We start from the raw sequence: 22243 nt of genomic DNA on the forward strand, positions 1-22243 counted from the left end.
AATACCACTGTTCCCAACTGCCCCAAAACGGTAAACCGGGTCAGGCTGGATTAACTCGATGAAGCTACCGTGTAGCTGGCGGCAGTGGCGGTATGCTCGTCACATCGGAGTTGTTACAGGCATCCCAGTACCACCACCCCAAGCGTTGTGCATACTCAGTCTGATAGTGAGAGATCTTCGCATTTTTGCGTAGCACGTACTCTGTTGTGTTCATCCCGAACACTTCCATTGGGAACTCGTCGTCCAGGTCGTTCAACCAGAAGTCCGGGATAGTTTTGTCATCAGCGTCAAAACGCAACGGCTTGGAAAATTTACGCTTTTGTTCGCGCAACATTGCTTCAACTTTACCTTCAAGACCTGAGTCCAAAGGGATTAGCATTTCGCTCACGCGCATCAGCGCTACTTCTAGAACATCGTAATATCTGCTCTTATCCCGAAGGCTCAAGAACGCGATGGCAACGGTCTTTGCTCCAGACTTCCAGGCGTTGAGCTCGCGGGCAAAACTAAGCCGCGCATCCGCCCAGGGCTTCCCTTTAAGCCACATGGTCGGTATGCCGGCGCTGCTCATCAGTGGCAGTGACTGCAGGTCATCCAATGTGTCATCGACACCGCCGGAAAATGGCTGGAGCACGCCCACAGCAATCAAACGGTATTGGTGGGTTTTGGCCCTATCCAAGACTTCACGGTTACGCGAACCATGTTTTGCAGGACTCAACAGCACGCGATCCAGTGTCATACGATGGGTTTTGATATTCTCGGCGGTCCGCTCGAGTAACCATTGAAGAATGGAGTCATCCCGCTTGCCTTCCATTTTTGGAAACCAAGTATTCAGGCCACTACGCGTCCACAGGAGATGTAGTAAACCGAGGAGACTCATTGCACGCTGAGTTCGCCCGGGTTTACGAGAATCGAATGGGAGGTCAACTTTGGGGTCGGCGTCATCGTTCTTCTTCCTGAGCTGAATCGCTTGGGAGAGACGGACAGATACGTCGTCTTCGTTACCCTCCTGAACAACCCCTTCAACGTATGACCCCAACCCCGTCCGATACTCGGCCTCACTGAAAAATCGACAATCCGTCGCGTGTTCATGCCCTGAATTGGCAGACCTGGCAAGCACGTAACGCTTCAAAGCCTTGAGGTGGCGGATATTCAATGCTTTTTGACCGTTGCCAAGACATAAACAAGTGGCCGATTTACCATGTGCGTTTTTCAGAAGCCGCTGCCATTTTTCGGCGTTCGCCGGAAGTGTCTGGTAGTCCTTTGAACAGGGATACTTCGCGCCAGGCAACTGAATACTGTACGTCTCAAACATGTCTTCCCTTTCTTGTAATGCATAGATTGCACGGATGTCGAAGTAGAGCTTACGGACTTGATTGCCAGAATTACAGTCACGCACAGCAAGCCCCTTTCAAGCGGCAATCCACAGCCTCTTGCACGCGACGAGCGAGACGCACCCGATTGCCACAACCGACTCTTGCACATGCCGCAACACTGAATATCATTTGAAAAGATTGATAGCCCCCTAACGAAAGGTGCATGCTAGAGGGCTCGAATCGGTCTTATATCATTCCGAATGATAGTTACCTTTGCTTCATTCGATTCGTGCCATCACAGCCCGCCGAGCATCATCCGCCCATCTTCAATACATTGGCGGATGATTCCATGGAACAGTCACTCAAACATTTGCGCTTCCCCTTGGCCATGCTGGCCGTGCTGGTGATGAGCGCTTGCGGCAAGACTCCGGAGACTGCCGCCACCCTGCCCGCTGCCAAAGTCAGCGTGGCCAAGGTGCTGGAACAACCGGTCAACGAGTGGGACGAATTCACCGGGCGCCTCGAAGCGCCGGAAACTGTTGAAATTCGTCCTCGGGTCTCAGGCCAGATTGACGAGGTGGCGTTCACCGAAGGCGCACTGGTCAAAAAAGGCGACCTGCTGTTCCAGATCGATCCGCGTCCTTTCCAGGCTGAGGTGCGCCGCCTCGAAGCCTTGGTAGCCCAGGCCCGCGCCAATGCCACCCGCAGTGAAAACGAAGCCGGTCGTGGCGAACGTCTGCGTGCGAGCAACGCGATTTCCGCTGAACTGGCCGACTCGCGCACCAGCGCTGCCCAGGAAGCCCGCGCCGCCGTCGGCGCCCTGCAGGCGCAACTGGATCTGGCCAAGCTGAACCTGAGCTTCACCCGTGTCACCGCGCCCATCAGCGGTCGCGTCAGCCGTGCCGAGATCACCGCCGGTAACCTGGTGACTGCCGACACCACCCCGCTGACTAGCGTGGTCTCCACCGACAAGGTCTACGCCTACTTCGACGCCGACGAGCGTGTGTTCCTCAAATACACCCAACTCGCCCGCAACGGCCAACGTGGCGCCACCACTCCGGTGTACATGGGCCTGTCCAATGAAGACGGCAACCCGCACCTCGGTCAGATGAACTTCGTCGACAACCAGGTCAACCCGAAAACCGGCACCATCCGTGGTCGTGCGGTGTTCGACAACAGCGACGGCACCTACACCCCTGGCCTGTATGCACGTCTGAAACTGGTCGGCAGCGGCACCTACAACGCCATGCTGATCAACGACGAAGCGGTCGGTACCGATCTGGGCAAGAAGTTCGTGCTGGTGATGGATGCGGACAACAAGACCGCTTACCGCGCCGTCGAACTGGGGCCGAAAATCGAAGGCCTGCGCATTGTGCGCACCGGTCTGAACAAGGACGACACGATCATCGTCAAGGGTCTGCAGCGGGTACGTCCGGGTTCGCCGGTGACGCCTGAAGTGATCCCGATGGCCAGCGAGCAGACCATTGCCGCTCTGGCTCAACAACGTCAAGCGCTGGAAGCCAGCAACCTGCCCAAAGTCGCACCTGCCAAGGGTGCACAGGGTACGGCTGTGAAGCTGGCCGCTACGACCCCACGCGGTTAAGGGACGACAACTCCGATGAATTTTTCCCAATTCTTCATTTCACGGCCGATCTTCGCAGCGGTGCTCTCGCTGTTGATCCTGATCGCCGGTGCGATCTCGCTGTTCCAGCTGCCGATCAGCGAATACCCGGAAGTCGTGCCACCGACCGTGGTGGTGCGTGCCAACTTCCCGGGCGCCAACCCCAAAGTCATCGGTGAAACCGTGGCCGCTCCGCTGGAGCAAGCCATCACCGGCGTCGAGAACATGCTGTACATGTCCTCGCAGTCCACCGCTGACGGCAAGATCACCCTGACCATCACCTTCGCCCTGGGCACCGACCTGGACAACGCGCAGGTGCAGGTGCAGAACCGGGTGACCCGGACCGAGCCGAAACTTCCCGAAGAAGTGACGCGCATCGGTATCACCGTCGACAAGGCCTCGCCCGACCTGACCATGGTTGTGCACTTGACCTCGCCGGACAAACGCTACGACATGCTCTACCTGTCGAACTACGCGATCCTCAACATCAAGGATGAGCTGGCTCGTCTGGGTGGTGTCGGTGACGTGCAGCTGTTCGGTATGGGCGACTACTCGCTGCGGGTCTGGCTCGATCCGAACAAGACTGCTTCGCGCAATCTGACCGCCACTGACGTGGTGACCGCGATCCGTGAGCAGAACCGTCAAGTCGCTGCCGGTCAACTCGGTGCGCCCCCTGCCCCGAATGCCCAGAGCTTCCAGCTGTCGGTCAACACTCAGGGCCGTTTGGTCACTGAAGAAGAGTTCGAGAACATCATCATTCGCGCAGGCGATAACGGTGAAATCACTCGTCTGAAGGACATCGCGCGCGTCGAGCTGGGTTCCAGCCAATACGCCCTGCGTTCGCTGCTGAACAACCAGCCCGCTGTAGCGATCCCGATCTTCCAGCGTCCAGGCTCCAACGCCATCGATATCTCGAACGAAGTTCGCGGCAAGATGGAAGAGCTGAAGAAAGGCTTCCCGCAAGGCATGGACTACAGCATCGTCTATGACCCGACGATCTTCGTACGCGGCTCGATCGAGGCGGTGGTTCACACCCTCTTCGAAGCGCTGATCCTCGTGGTGCTGGTGGTGATCCTGTTCCTGCAGACCTGGCGCGCCTCGATCATTCCGTTGGTGGCGGTGCCGGTATCGTTGATCGGTACGTTTGCAGTCATGCACCTGTTCGGTTTCTCGCTCAACGCCCTGTCGCTGTTCGGCCTGGTACTGGCGATCGGGATCGTGGTGGACGACGCCATCGTGGTGGTGGAGAACGTCGAACGGAATATCGAGCTCGGACTGACCCCGGTCGAAGCGACCAAACGGGCGATGCGTGAAGTGACCGGCCCGATCATCGCAACCGCGCTGGTGCTGTGTGCGGTGTTTGTTCCGGCGGCGTTCATCTCCGGCCTCACCGGGCAGTTCTACAAGCAGTTTGCGTTGACCATTGCGATCTCGACCGTGATCTCCGCGTTCAACTCGCTGACCCTGTCGCCAGCGCTGGCCGCTGTGTTGCTGAAAAGTCATGACGCGCCGAAAGACCGCTTCTCCAAAGTGCTCGACAAGATCTTTGGTGGCTGGTTGTTCCGTCCGTTCAACCGCTTCTTTGAAAAGGCCAGTCACGGTTACGTCGGTACTGTGCGCCGGGTCATCCGTGGCAGCGGCATCGCCCTGCTGCTGTATGCGGGTCTGATGGTGCTGACGTTCTTCGGTTTCTCCAGCACACCGACCGGTTTCGTACCTGGCCAGGACAAGCAATACCTGGTGGCCTTCGCGCAACTGCCGGACGCCGCGAGCCTGGATCGCACCGAAGACGTGATCAAGCGCATGTCCGACCTGGCGCTGAAACAGCCGGGCGTGGAAAGCGCCGTAGCGTTCCCGGGCCTGTCTATCAACGGCTTCACCAACAGCCCGAACGCCGGCATCGTGTTCGTGACCCTGAAACCGTTCGACGAGCGTAAAGACCCGAGCATGTCCGCCGGTGCCATCGCCGGGGCCTTGAACGGTCAGTACGCGAACATTCAGGAAGCGTACATGGCGATCTTCCCGCCTCCGCCGGTACAAGGTCTGGGCACCATTGGCGGTTTCCGTCTGCAAATCGAAGACCGGGGCAACCTGGGCTACGACGAGCTGTACAAAGAGACGATGAACATCATCACCAAGAGCCACAGCGTGCCTGAGCTTGCGGGGCTGTTCACCAGCTACACCGTGAACGTGCCGCAGGTCGATGCTGCCATCGACCGCGAAAAAGCCAAGACCCACGGCGTGGCCGTCAGCGACATCTTCGACACCCTGCAGATTTATCTGGGTTCGCTGTATGCCAACGACTTCAACCGCTTCGGGCGCACCTATCAGGTCAACGTACAGGCTGAGCAACAGTTCCGCCTCGAATCCGACCAGATCGGTCAACTGAAAGTGCGCAACAACAAGGGCGAAATGATCCCGCTGGCGACCTTCATCAAGGTCAGCGACACCTCGGGCCCGGATCGCGTGATGCACTACAACGGCTTCATCACTGCGGAAATCAACGGTGCGGCAGCCCCCGGCTACAGCTCCGGCCAGGCCGAAAAAGCCATCGAGAAACTGCTGAAAGATGAACTGCCGAACGGCATGACCTACGAGTGGACCGACCTGACCTACCAGCAGATTCTGTCCGGTAACACCGCGCTGTTCGTGTTCCCGCTCTGCGTATTGCTGGCGTTCCTGGTGCTCGCGGCGCAGTACGAAAGCTGGAGCCTGCCACTGGCGGTGATCCTGATCGTACCGATGACCCTGCTGTCGGCCATCACCGGGGTGATTGTCTCCGGCGGCGACAACAACATCTTCACCCAGATCGGCCTGATCGTACTGGTGGGCCTGGCGTGCAAGAACGCGATTCTGATCGTCGAGTTCGCCAAGGATAAACAGCTGGAAGGTCTCGATCCGCTGGCTGCGGTACTGGAAGCCTGCCGCCTGCGTCTGCGGCCGATCCTGATGACCTCCTTCGCGTTCATCATGGGTGTGGTGCCACTGGTGTTCTCCAGCGGTGCCGGTGCCGAGATGCGTCACGCGATGGGTGTGGCGGTGTTCTCCGGGATGCTCGGGGTAACCTTCTTCGGTCTGTTGCTGACGCCAGTGTTCTACGTGTTGATCCGTAATTTCGTCGAGCGTGGCGAAGCCCGCAAAGCGGCCAAGGTGCACGCTCTTCAAAAGCCACTGGAGGCGCAATAATGAGTCTGAAAGTCTTCCTGCCGAGTCTGCTGGTGCTGGCATTGAGCGCCTGCGCCGTCGGCCCCGACTACAAGACCCCGGCGACGGAGGCGGCCAATATAACGACCGCCACCGACGGCGCCGCCGGGCAAAAGAACTTTGACCGTTCGAAATTCGAAGGCATCTGGTGGCAGCAATTCGACGACCCGACCCTCAACCAGTTGGTGACGCAATCGCTGCAAGGCAACCGTGAACTGCGCGTGGCGTTCGCCCGTTGGAAAGCCGCCCGGGCGATCCGCGACGACGTCAGCAACGATGCGATGCCGACCATCACCAGCCGCGCGAGCAGTGATCTGGCCAAGGGGCAAATCCCCGGCCAGACCACCAAACGGGTCAACAGCGAACGCTACGACCTGGGGCTGGACATGGCCTGGGAACTCGACCTGTTCGGGCGTATCCAGCGCAATCTGGAAGCCAGCGACGCCGACCAGCAGGCGGCCGAAGCCGATCTGTACCAACTGCAAGTCACCATGATTGCCGAACTGGTGGACGCCTACGGTCAACTGCGCGGTGCGCAATTGCGCGAGAAGATCGCCGTGGCCAACCTGGAGAACCAGCAGGAGTCGCGCAAGATCACCATCAGCCTGCGTGACGCCGGCGTGGGCGATCAGCTCGACGTCGAACGTGCCGATGCGCGTCTGGCCTCGGTCGAAGCCAGCGTGCCGCAATTGCAGGCGGAACAGGTTCGGCAGAAAAACCGCATCGCCACTCTGTTGGGTGAACGTCCCGACAAACTGACCGTGGATCTGAGCCCGAAAGACTTGCCGGCGATTGCCAAGGCCCTGCCGATCGGCGATCCGGGTGAACTGCTGCAACGCCGGCCGGACATCCTCAGCGCCGAACGCAAACTGGCCTCGGCCACCGCGCGAATCGGTGTGGCGAAGGCTGATCTGTTTCCACGGGTCAGCCTCAGCGGGTTCCTCGGCTGGACGGCCGGGCGTGGTTCGCAGATCGGCTCCTCGGCGGCCAACGCCTGGGCACTCGGCCCGAGCATCACCTGGGCGGCGTTCGATCTGGGCAGCGTGCGCGCGCGTCTGCGCGGCGCCGATGCCGACGCCGAAGGCGCACTCGCCACCTACGAGCAACAGGTGTTGCTGGCGCTGGAAGAATCGGAAAACGCCTTCAGCGATTACGGCAAGCGTCAGCAACGGCTGATCTCGCTGATTCGTCAGAGTGAATCGAGCCGCAAGGCTGCCGATCTGGCGGAAATCCGCTACCGCGAAGGCACCACCGACTTCCTCGTGCTGCTCGATGCTCAGCGCGAACGCCTGAATGCCGAAGACAGCCAGGCACAGGCCGAAGTTGATCTGTATCGCGGCATCGTCGCGATCTACAAGGCCTTGGGTGGTGGCTGGCAGCCGGAAACCGTCGCCAGTAAGTAATAGTTGTTAAAGAGCTCCTTTGGTTGGCCGCAACCAACCAATTTTTTTGCCCCGCGTATCATTCGGTCGCGGGGCTTTTTTTGGCCTGATGGTTTTGCGCTTCCAGAACAGTGACAGTGGCTGTCGTACCGGCCCTTAATCGATTCTTGCCGGCATAGTCACCATCAATGCCGATGCGCACAGGCACCCGCTGCGCCAGCTTCACCCAGGTGTAACTCGGATTGATATTGGCCAGCAGTCGGCCACCCGTGGCGTTTTCTCGGTCGGCGATGGCAAAGGCGATGCTCTGGACCGTGCCACCAAAGGTTTCTCCGCTCATCAACTGCACGCGCACGCGGTCCCCCTCCTCGATTCGCGGCAATTTGGTCTCTTCAAAGTAACCGCTGACGTAGAACGAATCGCTGTCGACCAGTGCCAGCAGTGCACCACCCGCAACCGCGTAATCACCCTGTCGGGTCAGCAGATTAGTGACGTAACCGCTGACCGGCGATTCGACACGAGTACGCTGCAAGTCCAGTTCCGCCTGAGTCAGTGCAGCAATCGCCAATTGCACATTGGCCTCGGCCAGCCCGAGATTGGCCTGATTGCGCAACAGATCAGCCTGAGCCACCGCCACATCGGTATTGGACTTCTCCCATTCTTCCCCGGAAATTGCAAAACCCTGCTTGAGCGTACGCCGGCGCCGCTCTTCGCTCTGGCGTTGTTTGAGCAGCGCTTCACTGGCGACGATGGATGCCTGTGATTGCCCCAGCGTCGCCTTCGCCACCTCGACCGAACGCCGCGCATGCTCGACTGCCAGGCTATAGCGCGCCGGATCGATCTCCATGAGCAATTGCCCCTTGTCGACATGCTGGTTGTCCTGCACCACGAGGCTGACGATACGCCCGGAAACATCGGCTGATAGCGTCACCACATCCGCCCTCACCCGCGCATCCCGCGTCCAAGGCGCACGGGTGTAATGCTCCCAAGCAAACCAGCCAAGCACGATGGCCAGCAACACCACCGCTAATGTCGTTGTTCGAGCGAGTAACACTTTCAAGGCATCAGGCTCCCATCAGCAAAATCAGCGAGGCACAAACGCATGCATACAAGGCGCCCTCAAACAGCGCCTCGTGCCAGACCAGTCGCAACACACCCAGACGTCGCAAACACCAGTCCAGGAGCATAAATATCGGTATCGCCAGCAATAGGGCCTGGGCAATGGGTGGCAGATAAACACCACCCATTTCGAAATCAATGGGCAAGGGCCGGTTCTCCTTCCGAGACGTTACGTTGCAGGTATTCGCCGTGGCGTTTCAGGAAAGACACGACGATCAACAGCGCCACGCGCATGCGAAACACCGACCACAAATGATCGTGGCTGGCGACGTGCAACTCGTCCAGCTCATCACCCAATAGCTGGAGCGAGGTCAACAACGCTTGCAATTGCACGTCCTGGCGCCCGGCCACAAAACGGCCGGTCTTGCGCAGCGCCGAAGCCAATTGCTGGCTGAACGCGTCCGTCAGCAGTGCATTGTTCTGTGCCTGCTGCCGGAGTTGATGCATTGCTACGCCCAATGCGACGCACGCCAGACTGATTTCATAGAGCTGCTGCATGGCGCGCTCGCTCACGGCCGGCAGCAAGCCAAGCATGCTGGTCAGTCGGTCGACCATACGGCTTTCGAAAGCGAATTGCTGTTCATCGGTGGCCGGTTTTTTGGTCAGTTCATAAACCTGCTCACGCGCCTCGTTATAAAAGCGGCGAATGCGCAATGCCGGACGGAACGGGAAAATCCATGCGTAGACCATCAAAGCGAGCATCGCCGCGCTGACATAGGCGCCGGCGAATTCGAACCATTGAATCGCAGTGTTCTGCCCGGTGCCGACATTCTGTGGGCCGAGCAGGAGGAAACTCGACAACCCCAGGCCCATACCAATGCCCGCGGTCGTCGGGCTCGCCAAACCGACAGCGATCACGTACAGCAGCGGTGCCAGCATCAACGCCAATGGCTCGAAATCACTGATGGTCGGCACCAGCATGAATTGATAGAACGCCGAGACCACCAGTGCCAGTCCCAACCCACGCGCGTAACTCTGCGCGGCCATCAGTGGCCGCGGGAATGTCGCCATCAGCGAACAGAGAATCCCCACCAGAATCATCCCTCCCCGCGCGCCATCCCAGGCGGTTTCGATCCAGATCAACCCGGCTACCAGTAATGCGGTAAAGGCGCGGATGGCGTTCATTGAAGCCAGTGTGAAATCCAGATGCAGCGGGCTGGCCTGACCGCGATACAGACAACTGGCTTCGCGCCCTTCCTGAATGGCATCACTCAACTCCAGAATCTGCTCCAGTTGCTGCAACAGCCGCGCCTGCTCCCAGCGTAACGCCCACGCCAGCGAGCGCAGGATAGCGCTCATGTCTTCGGTCAGTTGTTCGGCCTCATACGCCAAGGCTTCAAACTGCTGCTGCAGCGTGATGAATTGATGCCGCCGCTCGGCGGGCAGCGCTCGGCCCAACTGCGCCAACTGGTCGAGAAGTGCGAGCTCTTCTGCACGCAAGCGCTGTACGTCCAGAGGAAGATCGCCCTCCCAACGTTCGGTGAGCAATTCGCGCTGATGACGTAATGCAGTCAAACGCGAGGTCAGCAACATCAGTTGATTACCCAACAGCAGCACCAGATTGTCGGCACCGCGCAACCGTGGGGCATCGAAATACAGATGGCGGCGCAACCCTTCGAGCGCGCTGATTTCACCGAGCAACTGCATCTGACGGCGCTGAAAGTCGGCTTCACTTTCTTCTGTGCGAATCACCGCAGCGGAGTGACTGGCAGCCAGTTTGATCACCTGATCGACCTTGGCGAAGTAACCTTTGGCAACTGCTTCCGGACGCGCAGTGAGCAGGCTGACCACGCAGACGCACGCTACGGCCAGCAAGGTTTCGGTAACGCGGGTGACAGCCAGCAGAAAGGTGCCATCCTGGTCGGGAATGGCCAGCAATGCCACCACCACGGCGGTATAACCACTGAGCACAAACGCCTGAGAACTGGTATAGCGCAGCAACGTGCCGCCCGCGGTGCAGAGCGCCAGCCACAGTGCCAGCGTTGTGATGAACGGAAGCGGCGCCTGCGGGAATATCGCCATGATCAACACCGCCACCGCAGCACCCAGCGTGGTGCCAATCACTTGACCGAAACTACGCGCCAGCGCCATGCCGGCCAACGGCTGGCTGACAATCACGACGGCCATGATCGACCACTTGGGTTGGTCGAGATCGAACAAAAACGCCAGATACAGCGTCAACAGCCCGGCGGCAATGGTGCGCAGGGCAAACAGCAGGACAGCCTGACCGGGATGGATCACGACCTGGAAATAATTGCGCAGGGCTTGCATGGGGGCTCTCATCGAAGCGACTCCTGCAAGCGTAGACTCTGCATCGAATGCCTGATGGGTAACTGAATCGACAGATGTTGTAGGTCAATTCGCAAGCACGGGGTTTGACTCACGGCCCTCGCTGGTCGAAGCTTGCCGTTCTGCTATAGAACGCCAGTTCACGGAAATCTGCATGCCTCAGTCCCGCCGCTACCTGCTCATCAGCCTTGGCCTTGTGCTGCTCGTCGTCATTGCCTGGTTATCCCTGCGCTCCACCGCCCCGGTGGTGCCGGAAGCGATCAAGCGCGGCTACAGCGAAGCCCTGACGGCCGCCCGTTCCGGTCAGCCGGGAGCCGCGCGGCAGTTGTATCAGCAATTGGGTCGCCCGGACCTGTCGGTCAAACGCAGTGTCTGGCTGCTGGCCGAGCTGCCCAACTATCCGAGCCCGCAAGCGCTGAAACTGGCCGACGCCCATCTGCAGAACGAAGCCCCCGAAGTACGGCTGGCAGCGATTCAAAGTGTGGTCGGACTGGTGCCCGGCGGGCAACGCAGTCTGCTGCTCGGGCCGATGCTCGACGATGAGGACCAAAACGTACGGTTCGCTGCGATCAATGCCCTGCTGGGCCTGACGCCGGATGAACTGGGGCTGTATTTCGCCCCGCTGCAGCAGGCGATCGATGGCTGGGAACAAGCGCTCAAGGGACAGCCGGAAAGCGCCGCCACCTATGCGCAACTGGCACGCCTGTATCTGCACAACGCCGAACTCAAACAGGCCCAACAAGCGCTGGACAACACCCTGCGGCTGGAACCGGGCAACCTGCCGGCACTGGTGATGCAGATCGATGTCCTCGACCGCCAGGGTCAGAGCGACGCCGCCCGCCAGTTGCTCGCCAAACAGTTGCAGGCGCAACCGGATTCCGCCTACCTGCAACACGCGCTCGGACTGTGGCTGTTGCACCACGGCCAGCGTGAATTCGCCCTGCTCGGCTTGTCCAAAGCGGTGGAACTTGAGCCTGACAACAAGGATTACCGCTACGACCTCGCCACCACCCTGCACGCTGCCGAAGAGCTGGAAGCGGCGCAAAAGCAGTTGCAGGAAGTCGTCCAGCGTCACCCAGCCGACCGCAAGACGCGAGTGCTGCTGATCAATTACTGGAAGGAAAGCGGCCAGTTGCAGAACGTGCAGATTCTGCTCGCGCAACTGGAGCAGATGAACCCTGATGACCCGGCGTTACAGCAGGGACTCTGAGCCCTTACCCGCTGATTCAATGACATTTTGATATCGAAACATCGGAACCGTCATGACTGGCAGCGGTCAAGTAATCAGGTAGAGCACAACGGCTGATACAGCCTGCTGCCTCGATTCCCCTAGTCATGAGAGGGCATTCTTTGTCTACGTCCAACGAGTTGATCAGTGCAAAAGCCGCCACCGGCATCATTGGCCTGGATGACATCCTCGCCGGTGGTCTGTCCCGAGGGCATGTGTTTTTGCTCGAAGGTGAACCCGGTACAGGCAAAACCACCGTCGCGTTGCATTTCCTGATGGCGGGCGCCCGTGCCGGCGAACGCTGTCTCTACATCACGCTGTCGGAAACCGAGCGTGAATTGCGTCAAGGCGCGGCCTCCCACGGCTGGGAGCTGAACGAGAACATTGAAATCTTCGAGCTGACGCCACCCGAAAGCCTGCTCAACGCCGAGCATCAGCAAAGCCTGCTGTACTCGTCCGACCTTGAGCTGGGCGAAGCCACCAAGCAGATTTTCGAAGTGGTCGAGCGCTTCAAGCCCACCCGCGTGGTGCTCGACAGCCTGTCGGAGATCCGCCTGCTGGCGCAGAGTTCGCTGCGCTACCGCCGGCAGATTCTGGCGATCAAACATTACTTCGTGCGTTACGACGCCACCGTCCTGCTGCTTGACGACCTGACCACCGAGTCGCTCGACAAGACCGTGCACAGCGTCGCCCACGGGGTGATCCGCCTCGAAGAACTGACGCCCAATTACGGTGCCGAGCGCCGCCGCGTGCGCATCGTCAAGTATCGCGGCCAGAAATACCGTGGCGGTTACCACGACTTCACCATCATGGGCGACGGCGTCCATGTGTTCCCACGACTGGTCGCCGCCGAACACCGCAGCGACTACCCGCGCCTGCAACTGAGCAGCGGGATTCAGGAAATGGACGCCCTGCTCGGCGGCGGGGTCGAAACCGGCTCCAGCACGCTGATTCTTGGCCCGGCCGGTACCGGTAAATCGCTGATTTCGATGATCTTCGCCGCTGCGGCAGTGGCCCGGGGCGAAAAAGCGGCGCTGTTCATCTTTGATGAAGAGCTGGGCTTGCTGTTCGAGCGCATGAAAAACATCGGCATCGACCTCAAGGCCCTGCAAGCCACCGGCAACCTGCTGATCGATCAAGTGGACGCCGCCGAGCTGTCCCCCGGCGAGTTCTCGCACCGGGTGCGTCGTTGCGTAGACGAAGGCAACATCAAGACCGTGGTAATCGACAGCATCAACGGCTATCAGGCCGCGATGCCGGAAGAAAACGCGCTGGTGCTGCACATGCATGAGCTGCTGCTGTATCTGAACCGCAAAGGCGCGGCGACCTTCATGACCGTTGCCCAGCATGGCCTGGTCGGCGACATGCAGGCGCCGGTCGACATCACTTACCTGGCCGACACGGTGATCCTGCTGCGCTACTTCGAAGCCATCGGCAAGGTCCGTCGAGCCATTTCCATTATCAAGAAACGCACCGGCAGCCACGAATCGACCATCCGTGAATACCGCATTTCCGGCCAGGGCATGACCATCGGCGAACCGCTGGAAGCGTTCCAGGGCGTGTTGCGTGGCGTACCGACTTACCTCGGCGCGAGCAATCCGCTGTTGCGGGAAGAAACCTTGTGACAGTCTCCGTATCACTGCCAGAACGGGCGCTGATTCTGGCGCCCATGGGTCGGGACAGCCAAGTGGCGCTGATGATCCTCAATGAGGCGGGTTATGGCGGAGTCATCACCCCGGATCTGGGCGCACTGTGCGCAGAACTGGAGCCTGGCGCCGGACTCTTGTTGATTGCCACCGAAGCCCTGCGCGGCCCCGAGCTGGAAAGTCTTCTGCATTTTCTGGAGCAGCAGCCGGCCTGGTCCGATCTGCCAATCGTCTTGCTGACCCACCACGGCGGCCCGGAACCGGGCCCCTCCTCGCGCCTGAGCAAACTGCTGGGCAACGTCACGTTCCTTGAGCGCCCGTTTCATCCGGCGACCCTGGTCAGTCTGGTCTCCACCGCCCTGCGCGGGCGACGACGACAGTACGAAGCCCGCGACCGACTGATCGATTTGAGTGAAAGCGAACGCCGACTGCAATCGACCCTGGAAACCCTTGAGCAACAGGTCGAGGAACGCACCGCGCAACTGCGCCACAACGAAGAAGCCCTGCGCCAGTCACAGAAAATGGAAGCGGTCGGTCAGTTGACCGGCGGCATCGCTCACGACTTCAACAACATGCTCACCGGGATTATCGGCAGCCTTGAACTGCTGCGCCGGCGTCTGGCTCGCGGACGCCTTGATGACCTCGACAGCCTGATCGATCTCGGTGTCACTTCAGCCAACCGCGCGGCCGGCCTGACCCACCGTTTGCTGGCGTTTTCCCGCCGGCAATCGCTGGACTCCAAAGCCGTGCAGATGAACACACTGGTGCTGTCGATGGGCGAGCTGCTGCAGCGCAGCCTCAACGAAAGTATCCAGCTGGACATGCGCCTCAACGACCAGTTGTGGATCGCCGAAGCGGATCCCAATCAACTGGAAAGCGCCCTGCTCAACCTGGTACTCAACGCCCGCGATGCAATGCCCGAGGGCGGCAAACTGGTGGTCGAAACCAGCAATCAGGTGCTTAAGCCGGAATTCACCGAGGCCTACCCGAATCTCGAACCCGGCGACTACGTGATGCTCAGCGTCACCGATAACGGCAGTGGCATGGCCCAGAGCGTGGTCAGCCGCGCGTTCGATCCGTTCTTCACCACCAAGCCGATCGGCCAGGGCACCGGGCTGGGTCTGTCGATGATTTACGGCTTCAGCAAGCAGTCTCGTGGTCACGTCTCGATCGACAGCGAAATCGATCAGGGCACCACGGTCAAACTGTACCTGCCGCGCTTTCGCGGCGAAGAGCTGGAGCATCCGGTGTCCGATGCTCAGCAGGCCCCGGAAGCAATGGATGGCGAAACCGTGTTGATCGTCGAGGACGACCCTGCCGTACGCGTACTGGTCAGCGCGGTGCTCAGTGAGTTGGGTTATGCGTTTGTCGAAGCCGGCGATGCCGACGGCGCCGTGCCGATCCTCAACTCGACACAGCGCATCGACCTGCTGATCAGTGACGTCGGCCTGCCAGGCATGAACGGCCGGCAACTGGCGGAAATCGGCCGGCAGTATCGGCCGGGGCTGAAGGTGTTATTCATTACTGGGTATGCCGAGCACGCGGCAGTGCGCGGTGGTTTCCTCGACCCGGGCATGCAGATGATCACCAAACCGTTCACTTTCGATCTGCTGACCGCCAAAGTCCGCGAGATGATCCAGAACTGATCCCCCAAAACGACTGTAGGAGCTGCCGCAGGCTGCGATCTTTTGATCTTGTTTTTTAAGATCGAAAGATCGCAGCCTGCGGCAGCTCCTACATGGGGAGCATCAGCCGCTATAGATCAGGCCAGCAATTCCTGAATCTTTTCCTGCAGCACGTCCAGATCGAACGGTTTTTCCAGGATCGGCGCCTTGCGCGTGATCGGGCTGCCGGTCTCGCGGATTTCCTGCGGGTAACCGCTGATGAAGATCACCTTCAGATCCGGGCGCAGTTTTACTGCCGGCTCCGCGATCTGCACGCCGGAGATCCCGCCCGGCAGGCGGAAGTCAGTGATCAGCATGTCCAGATGCGGCTTGCTCGCGAGGATCTCGAACGCCTGCTCGCCGTTTTCGGCCTGCAACACGCGGTACCCCTGCCCCGACAGGTAATCTGTCAGCACCATCAAGATAACCGGTTCGTCCTCGACGACGAGTACTACATCTTGTGCATCTACGCTCATGGGAAGCCTTTGTTCGGTCAATAGCTGCTGATACGACCGTGCGGTCACTCAGAGGTTGCGTCGGATATGCCGTTTTCCTGGATTGGCAGACAAACGCGAAACAGGGCGCCTTCGTTGATTTGACTCTCGACGACGATGGAACCGCCATGGGCGGCGACGATCTGCTCGGAAATGAACAGACCCAGCCCGAGACCAGCCACTACCGTCTTGGCGGAAACCCGTTCGAACTGTTGGAAAATGCGCTTCTGGTTCTCTTCGCTGATGCCGATGCCACGGTCCTGAACCTCAACCCGCGCCTCGTCGCCTTCACGGTACACGCGCACCTGAATCGGGCTGCGGCCACCGTAGCGCAAGGCATTGGTCAGCAAATTGGAGACCACCTGCTCGATGCGAAATTCGTCCCAGTAACCTTCCACCGGCTGCGGCGCGGTGAACGACACTTCGGTCTCCGCCGCCTCTATCTGCTGGGCGAAATTCTGCAGCAGGTTGCTCACCAGTTGCGTCAGGTCGAAACGATTCGGCCGGATCGACAGCTTGCCGGTGCGGATGCGCGAAACGTCGAGCATGTCTTCGATCAGCCGGATCAGACTTTTGATCTGTCGCTCGTCGCGATCGACCATCGCGTGCATCTTGTCGAGGGTGAACGCCGCGGCGTTGTCCCGCGCCAGGTGCATCTTGCGCAACTGGGTTTCGAGTATCAGGCCATTGAGCGGCGTGCGCACTTCGTGAGCGACGATTGACATGAAGTCATCGCGCATGCGCACCGCCTGCTCCAGCTCCAGTTGCGTACTTTGCAGTTGTTGCAGCAGCGCTTCCTGCTCGCGACGCGCCTGCTCCAGGGCTTCGACCTGTTGTTTCATGGCCTTGCTCTGGCGGTACAGGTCGACGAACACGTTGACCTTGCTCTTCACCGCGTGGATATCCAGCGGCTTGTGCAGGAAGTCCACCGCCCCGCTCTCGTAGCCCTTGAACGCGTAGTTCAGTTCACGGCCGGCGGCGCTGACGAAAATGATCGGAATGTTCTTGGTTTTCTCGGTGCCGCGCATCAACTCGGCGAGCTCGAAGCCGTTCATCCCCGGCATCTGCACGTCGAGGATGGCCATGGCGAACTCGTGTTGCAGCAGCAGCGAAAGTGCCTCGTCCGCCGAAAGCGCCTTGTACACCGTGCGGTCCTCGCGCTTGATCAGCGCTTCGAGGGCCAGCAGGTTCTCCGGCAGATCGTCGACGATCAGCAATTTGGCCTGGATATTACTCAGCATGCGATTCGTTCCAGCTCGACAAGCAGACGGCCGATGCCGTGAATGGGTAGGACATGGTCAGGCTGCTGAATTTTCAGCGCAGCCAGAGGCATGGTGGCGACCTGCGCGTCCTGCGGGTCTTGCACGATGGTCAGTCCGCCACGCTGCTTGACTTGCGCCAGGCCGCGAGCGCCATCGTGATTGGCGCCGGTCAGCAACACGGCAGCCAGGGTTTCGCCGTAAACATCAGCGGCGGATTCAAACAAGTAATCAATGGCCGGACGGGAATGGTGCACGCGGTCTTCAAGACTCAGCGACAGACTGCGATCCTGTTCCACCGACAGGTGATACCCGGGCGTGGCGAAATAAACCGTGCCGGGCATGATGTCTTGCTTGTCGGTCGCCTCTGCCACCGGCAGCATAAGGCGCCGGGAGAACACTTCGGCCAACTGACTGCGGCGCTCCTCCGGCAGGTGCAACACAACAATGATCGGCAACACGTAACCCTGGCGCAAAGGCGCGAGCAAAGTCAGCAGGGCCTCAACCCCACCGGCTGAAGCACCGACCACGATGGCCTCGACACGAGGCAAATCCACGGCATCGTTCATAATTTGCGGTAGATCCGTTCTTGTTTGACCAGCGGCTCGAACTGGTTCGAGTAGCCGGAGAAATCCAGCGTTTCCTTGCTGCCCAGCACCAGAAAACCACGGTGGCACAGCGATTCGTGAAACAGACCGAAGGCACGATCCTGAAGTTTCTTGTTGAAGTAAATCAGTACGTTGCGGCAGGAAATCAACTGCGTTTCGGAGAACACGCTGTCCGTCGCCAGGCTGTGATCGGCGAAGGTCACGTTCTCGCACAGGCTCTTGTCGAAGATCGCGTAGCCATAGGCTGCGGTGTAGTAATCGGCAAAGGAACGCTGACCGCCGGCTTGCTGGTAATTGGCAGTGTAGGCCCGGACATTCTCCATCGAGAAAATGCCCTGTTTGGCCTTGTCCAGCGAGCGCGGGTTGATGTCGGTGGCGTAGATGATCGTACGGTCGAGCAGGCCTTCTTCGCGCAGCAGAATCGCCATCGAGTAAACCTCCTCGCCAGTGCTGCACCCGGCGATCCAGATCTTCAGCGACGGATAGGTGCGCAGCAGCGGCACCACTTCCTTGCGGATTGCCAGGAAGTGCGACGGGTCGCGGAACATCTCGCTGACCGGGATCGTCAGCAACTGCAGCAACTGCATGAACGCCGTGGGATCGTGCAGGACTTTCTCTTGTAACGCCGAGATCGTCGCGCATTCGAACTGACTCAAGGCGTGCTGCACCCGGCGCTTGATCGAAGCGCCCGAGTAATCACGAAAATCGTAGCTGTACTTGAGGTAGATGGCCTCAATCAACAGGCGTAATTCGATTTCGCTGTTGCGCTCCGCGGAGTGACTGCTATCCACTAAATGCGTTCCATCTTCGGTAACCACACGCGAATCAACGAGAACAGGCGATCCAGATCGATCGGCTTGGCCAGATAATCGTTGGCGCCCGCCTGCAGGCAGCGCTCCTGATCGTCTTTCATGGCCTTGGCCGTCACTGCGATGATCGGCAGTTTGCGCCAGCGCGGATCCTTGCGGATTTCAATGGTGGCTTCAAAACCATCCATCTCCGGCATCATCACGTCCATCAGCACCAGGTCGATGTCCTCGATTTCATTCAACTTATCAATCGCTTCGCGACCATTACGGCCGATCACCACGACTGCGCCCTTGTGCTCCAGCGCACTGGTCAGGGCGAAGATGTTGCGCACATCGTCGTCCACCAGCAGCACCTTACGGCCTTCGAAGACCTTGTCGCGGCTGCGGGCGGTCTTGAGCATCTTCTGCCGTTCATGGGACAACTGCGATTCGACTTTGTGCAGAAAGAGTGTCACCTCATCCAACAGGCGTTCCGGCGAGCGCGCGCCCTTGATGATGATCGAGCGCGAATACTTGCGCAGCTCGGCCTCTTCATCGCGGGTCAGGTTGCGTCCGGTGTAGACGATCACCGGCGGGAACGAGCAGATGTCCTCGGTCGACATGCGCTTGAGCAGATCGTTGCCGAGCATGTCCGGCAATTTCAGGTCGATCACCATGCAGTCGTAAATCGTCGTGCGCAGTTTCTCCAGCGCGTCTTGCGCCAGACCGACCGCGGTGATCTCGATGTCCTCATCACCGATCAGGCGGGCAATGCTTTCGCGTTGCAGATCGTCATCTTCGACCAGCAGCACGCGCTTGACCTTCTGAGTCAGCTTGGCTTCGAGACGGGCGAACACGTCCTTGAGCTCTTCGCGGGTGGTCGGTTTGACTGCGTAACCGATCGCCCCCATGTGCATCGCCGCTTCAACGCGGTCTTCGACCGAGATCACGTGCACCGGGATGTGCCGGGTTTCGGCGTGTTCTTTCAGGCGTTGCAGCACGGTCAGACCGGAGTGATCCGGCAGACGCATGTCGAGCAGGATCGCGTCCGGCACGAACTCGCGGGCCAGGTCATAACCTTCATCCGCTCCGTGCGCCACCAGACACTGATAACCCAGTTCGTGGGCCAGGTCGTAAAGGATGTGGGCGAAATTCGGCTCGTCTTCCACCACCAGAATGCAGCGCGTGGCGAACGGCGCCTTGCCACGGTCATCGGCAAAACGCGGGATGTGCACCGGCGCCAGCGGCGACACCGCGATCGATGGCGGCTGCACCACCGGGGCCGGGGCCGATACCGGCGGCGTGAAGGTCAGCGGGATCGCAGGGCTGTCACCCGGCTCGCTGTATTGCTGCGGCAGCACCAGGGTAAACACACTGCCCTGCCCCGGCGCGCTGCTGACGCTGATCGAGCCACCGAGCAAGGCCGCCAGATCACGCGAGATCGACAAGCCCAGACCGGTGCCACCGTACTTGCGGTTGGTGGTGCCATCGGCCTGGCGGAACGCTTCGAAGATGCTTTCCTGCTGATCTGCAGCGATACCGATCCCCGAATCGCGCACGATGAACGCAATGCGTTCGTTCGGCTGGCCGGCGATGGTCAGGCTGACCGCGCCGTGTTCGGTGAACTTCACGGCGTTGGACAGCAGGTTCTTGATCACCTGCTCCAGACGCTGGCGATCGGTGTACAGCATGATCGGCGCATCCGGCTGCAACTCGACGCTGAACGTCAGTTGCTTGTCCGCCGCCAGCGGTTCGAACACGCTGCGCAGGCCGTCGGCCAGCCGCGCGACACTGGTGTTTTCCGGGATCACTTCCAGCTTGCCGGCCTCGACCTTGGAAATGTCGAGAATGTCGTTGATCAGGTTCAGCAGATCGTTGCCCGCCGAATAGATCGACTCGGCGAACTTGACCTGCTCGGCCGTCAGATTGTCCTGCGGGTTCTCGGCCAGCAACTTGGCGAGGATCAGCGAACTGTTCAGCGGCGTGCGCAGTTCGTGGGACATGTTGGCGAGGAATTCGGACTTGTACTTGCTCGAACGCTGCAGTTCTTCGGCGCGTTCTTCGAGCTGCACCTGAGCCTGATTGAGCTCTGTGTTCTTCTGGTCCATGGCGTCGCGCTGCTCGGCCAGAGTCTGCGCCTGTTCGGCCAACTGCTCGTTGGTCTGCTCCAGCTCGACTTGCTGGGTTTCCAGATGCGCCTGGGATTCCTTGAGAATACGCGACTGTTCTTCCAACTCCTCGTTTGCGGTTTTCAGCTCTTCCTGCTGCACCTGCAACTCTTCGTTGAGCTGCTGGGTTTCGGCCAGCACTTCCTGCAGACGCTGGCGATAACGCGCCGCTTCGATCGAGGTGCCGATGTTGCCGGCAATCAGTTCCAGCAAATCGATATCGCGATCGGTGAGCGGGCGCAGGAAGCCCAGTTCGATCACCCCGTTGACCCGGTCATCATCACTGGTCGGCACCACCAGCACACTGTGCGGCAGACCTGCGCCCAGGCCGGAGCTGACTTTGAAGTAGTCGGCCGGAACCGAATCCAGGCGAATCAGTTGCCCCTGCTGGGCAACCTGGCCGACGATGCCTTCGCCGCTGTAGATCTGCTGATCTTTTTCTTCCTGTTCGCGGGAGAATCCATAGGACGCCACGCGCTTGAGGCCGCCGTGTTCTTCGCGTACGTACAGCGCCGCCACCGCAGTGCCCAGATATTGTGCGCAAAACTGCAGGATGTTGCGCCCCAGCAGGTTAAGCGTCAGTTGCCCCAGCACCTGTTCCGCCAGTTCGGTCTGGCCGCTGCGCATCCACGCCTGGCGCTCCAGACGCTCGGCGCTGGCTTGCTGCGCCGCAAGGTTGGCGCTGTAGCTGTCCGACAGGCTGACCAGATCGCGGCGACCGACATACGCGAGCAAACCGCTGATCCCGGCTATAAACAGCAGATAAAGAGTGATGCTCCAGATCGTGGTACGGCGCACCTCTTCGTTGCGCGTGGTGCGCAACTGCTGCTCCATGTCGATCACGTCTTCGAACTGCTTGCGGATCTCATCGGTCAGGCGCTTGCCGCGCCCGGCCTTGACCGCGCCCCGGTAGTCACCGCTGGAGCGCTGCAGATCGATCATCGATTGCGCGTAGTTGCTCCACTCAGTCTGCAAGGCCTGCAGACGCCGCAACCGGTCGGTCTGGATCGGGTTGTCGGCAGTGAGTTCGAGCAAGGTATTGAGCGCCACGTTGATCCGCGGCTTGGCAGTCTCGTAGGGGTCGAGGAAGTGCTCGTCGCCACTGAGCAGGAAGCCGCGCATGCCGGTTTCCAGATCAACGGTGAGTTTCACCGCTTCGTTGGCGTTATTGATCACCCGGTCGGTGTGTTCCACCCACTGGATCACCGAGAGCAAATAGGTGATCAGCGAAATGAAAAACACTGCACTGATCGCGCCGACGCCCAGGGGCAGACTGATGTTGCGCGTCAGGAGTTTACGGAACCGTGTTTCGTCAACTGTAGACCGAGTGGACATGGGGCAGCCTTGTCGAACTGTCGAAACCCGGGAGTTTGCCCCAAAACGGTACTATGGATCCATTTTTCTCACCGCCATGATGGCAATTTCCTACATTTGCTGCACTTCCCGATCAGGCAACGGGT

Annotated in this window: 15 protein-coding genes; 6 read left to right on the forward strand and 9 right to left on the reverse strand. The window is 59.8% G+C overall.

Annotation, left to right across the window (positions count from 1 at the left end; all coding sequences use genetic code 11):
• Positions 1 to 64: 64 nt before the first annotated feature.
• Positions 65 to 1396 (reverse strand): DUF1173 family protein, encoded by a 1332-nt coding sequence (locus ACOYXI_RS05705; protein WP_461674511.1) that lies wholly within the window; start codon positions 1394 to 1396, stop codon positions 65 to 67.
• 266 nt (positions 1397 to 1662) lie between these two features.
• On the opposite strand from ACOYXI_RS05705, the gene mexE reads away from it, so the two are divergent.
• Genes mexE through ACOYXI_RS05720 form a run of 3 tightly spaced genes read left to right on the forward strand, consistent with a single transcriptional unit; the run spans position 1663 to position 7541 of the window.
• The gene (gene mexE, locus ACOYXI_RS05710) at positions 1663 to 2916 is read left to right on the forward strand and encodes a multidrug efflux RND transporter periplasmic adaptor subunit MexE (RefSeq protein WP_027612756.1); all 1254 of its coding nucleotides are present in this window, start codon (positions 1663 to 1665) and stop codon (positions 2914 to 2916) included.
• A 15-nt stretch (positions 2917 to 2931) separates the two neighbouring features.
• Positions 2932 to 6120 carry an efflux RND transporter permease subunit gene (locus ACOYXI_RS05715; protein ID WP_461674512.1) on the forward strand — a complete coding sequence of 1063 codons (3189 nt, stop codon included), beginning with the start codon at positions 2932 to 2934 and terminating at the stop codon, positions 6118 to 6120.
• Positions 6120 to 7541, forward strand: coding sequence for an efflux transporter outer membrane subunit (locus ACOYXI_RS05720; RefSeq protein WP_027612754.1), 1422 nt, complete (start codon positions 6120 to 6122; stop codon positions 7539 to 7541). Before ACOYXI_RS05715 ends, ACOYXI_RS05720 begins: the two co-directional genes overlap by 1 nt.
• A gap of 58 nt (positions 7542 to 7599) precedes the next feature.
• Here the strand turns inward: ACOYXI_RS05720 and ACOYXI_RS05725 are convergent, their stop codons facing one another.
• The 3 genes from ACOYXI_RS05725 to ACOYXI_RS05735 are packed head-to-tail and all read right to left on the reverse strand — an operon-like array spanning position 7600 to position 10922.
• Entirely contained in the window at positions 7600 to 8580 is a 981-nt protein-coding gene (locus tag ACOYXI_RS05725) for an HlyD family efflux transporter periplasmic adaptor subunit (protein WP_027612753.1), read from the reverse strand.
• 4 nt (positions 8581 to 8584) lie between these two features.
• Positions 8585 to 8785 (reverse strand): DUF1656 domain-containing protein, encoded by a 201-nt coding sequence (locus tag ACOYXI_RS05730; RefSeq protein WP_027612752.1) that lies wholly within the window; start codon positions 8783 to 8785, stop codon positions 8585 to 8587.
• On the reverse strand, positions 8775 to 10922 hold the full coding sequence (locus ACOYXI_RS05735) for an FUSC family protein (RefSeq protein WP_461674513.1): 2148 nt from the start codon (positions 10920 to 10922) through the stop codon (positions 8775 to 8777). Before ACOYXI_RS05735 ends, ACOYXI_RS05730 begins: the two co-directional genes overlap by 11 nt.
• Before the next feature lie 160 nt (positions 10923 to 11082).
• On the opposite strand from ACOYXI_RS05735, the gene ACOYXI_RS05740 reads away from it, so the two are divergent.
• From ACOYXI_RS05740 to ACOYXI_RS05750, 3 genes are all read left to right on the forward strand, one after another.
• Positions 11083 to 12138: a HEAT repeat domain-containing protein gene (locus ACOYXI_RS05740; RefSeq protein ID WP_461674514.1), complete on the forward strand. Its 1056-nt coding sequence runs from the start codon at positions 11083 to 11085 to the stop codon at positions 12136 to 12138.
• Between the two features lie 140 nt (positions 12139 to 12278).
• A complete protein-coding gene (locus ACOYXI_RS05745; protein ID WP_098964109.1) occupies positions 12279 to 13781 on the forward strand; it encodes an ATPase domain-containing protein in 1503 nt (500 codons plus the stop codon).
• Positions 13778 to 15448, forward strand: a complete 1671-nt coding sequence (locus ACOYXI_RS05750; protein ID WP_461674515.1) for an ATP-binding protein — start codon at positions 13778 to 13780, stop codon at positions 15446 to 15448. Before ACOYXI_RS05745 ends, ACOYXI_RS05750 begins: the two co-directional genes overlap by 4 nt.
• Positions 15449 to 15564: 116 nt before the next feature.
• Here ACOYXI_RS05750 and ACOYXI_RS05755 read toward each other — a convergent pair whose 3' ends face one another.
• The 5 genes from ACOYXI_RS05755 to ACOYXI_RS05775 are packed head-to-tail and all read right to left on the reverse strand — an operon-like array spanning position 15565 to position 22118.
• Positions 15565 to 15942 (reverse strand): response regulator, encoded by a 378-nt coding sequence (locus ACOYXI_RS05755; protein ID WP_003225116.1) that lies wholly within the window; start codon positions 15940 to 15942, stop codon positions 15565 to 15567.
• A gap of 44 nt (positions 15943 to 15986) precedes the next feature.
• On the reverse strand, positions 15987 to 17201 hold the full coding sequence (locus tag ACOYXI_RS05760; protein WP_027612747.1) for a hybrid sensor histidine kinase/response regulator: 1215 nt from the start codon (positions 17199 to 17201) through the stop codon (positions 15987 to 15989).
• Complete coding sequence (locus ACOYXI_RS05765; RefSeq protein ID WP_097087405.1) at positions 17195 to 17788, reverse strand: chemotaxis protein CheB; 594 nt, start codon at positions 17786 to 17788, stop codon at positions 17195 to 17197. The genes ACOYXI_RS05760 and ACOYXI_RS05765 overlap by 7 nt, the downstream gene beginning before the upstream one ends.
• Positions 17785 to 18618: a CheR family methyltransferase gene (locus tag ACOYXI_RS05770; protein ID WP_027612745.1), complete on the reverse strand. Its 834-nt coding sequence runs from the start codon at positions 18616 to 18618 to the stop codon at positions 17785 to 17787. Before ACOYXI_RS05770 ends, ACOYXI_RS05765 begins: the two co-directional genes overlap by 4 nt.
• A complete protein-coding gene (locus tag ACOYXI_RS05775; protein ID WP_223007580.1) occupies positions 18618 to 22118 on the reverse strand; it encodes a response regulator in 3501 nt (1166 codons plus the stop codon). The genes ACOYXI_RS05770 and ACOYXI_RS05775 overlap by 1 nt, the downstream gene beginning before the upstream one ends.
• Positions 22119 to 22243: the final 125 nt, after the last annotated feature.

It is taken from the genome of Pseudomonas sp. G3-19 (assembly GCF_054855875.1).

Excerpts from the sequence above, each read along its gene's own strand:
- ACOYXI_RS05740 (WP_461674514.1), top strand. The coding sequence starts at position 11,083 with ATGCCTCAGTCCCGCCGCTACCTGCTCATCAGCCTTGGCCTTGTGCTG.
- ACOYXI_RS05755 (WP_003225116.1), bottom strand. The coding sequence starts at position 15,942 with ATGAGCGTAGATGCACAAGATGTAGTACTCGTCGTCGAGGACGAACCG.
- ACOYXI_RS05765 (WP_097087405.1), bottom strand. The coding sequence starts at position 17,788 with ATGAACGATGCCGTGGATTTGCCTCGTGTCGAGGCCATCGTGGTCGGT.
- ACOYXI_RS05735 (WP_461674513.1), bottom strand. The coding sequence starts at position 10,922 with ATGAGAGCCCCCATGCAAGCCCTGCGCAATTATTTCCAGGTCGTGATC.
- ACOYXI_RS05715 (WP_461674512.1), top strand. The coding sequence starts at position 2,932 with ATGAATTTTTCCCAATTCTTCATTTCACGGCCGATCTTCGCAGCGGTG.
- ACOYXI_RS05720 (WP_027612754.1), top strand. The coding sequence starts at position 6,120 with ATGAGTCTGAAAGTCTTCCTGCCGAGTCTGCTGGTGCTGGCATTGAGC.
- mexE (WP_027612756.1), top strand. The coding sequence starts at position 1,663 with ATGGAACAGTCACTCAAACATTTGCGCTTCCCCTTGGCCATGCTGGCC.
- ACOYXI_RS05760 (WP_027612747.1), bottom strand. The coding sequence starts at position 17,201 with ATGCTGAGTAATATCCAGGCCAAATTGCTGATCGTCGACGATCTGCCG.
- ACOYXI_RS05775 (WP_223007580.1), bottom strand. The coding sequence starts at position 22,118 with ATGTCCACTCGGTCTACAGTTGACGAAACACGGTTCCGTAAACTCCTG.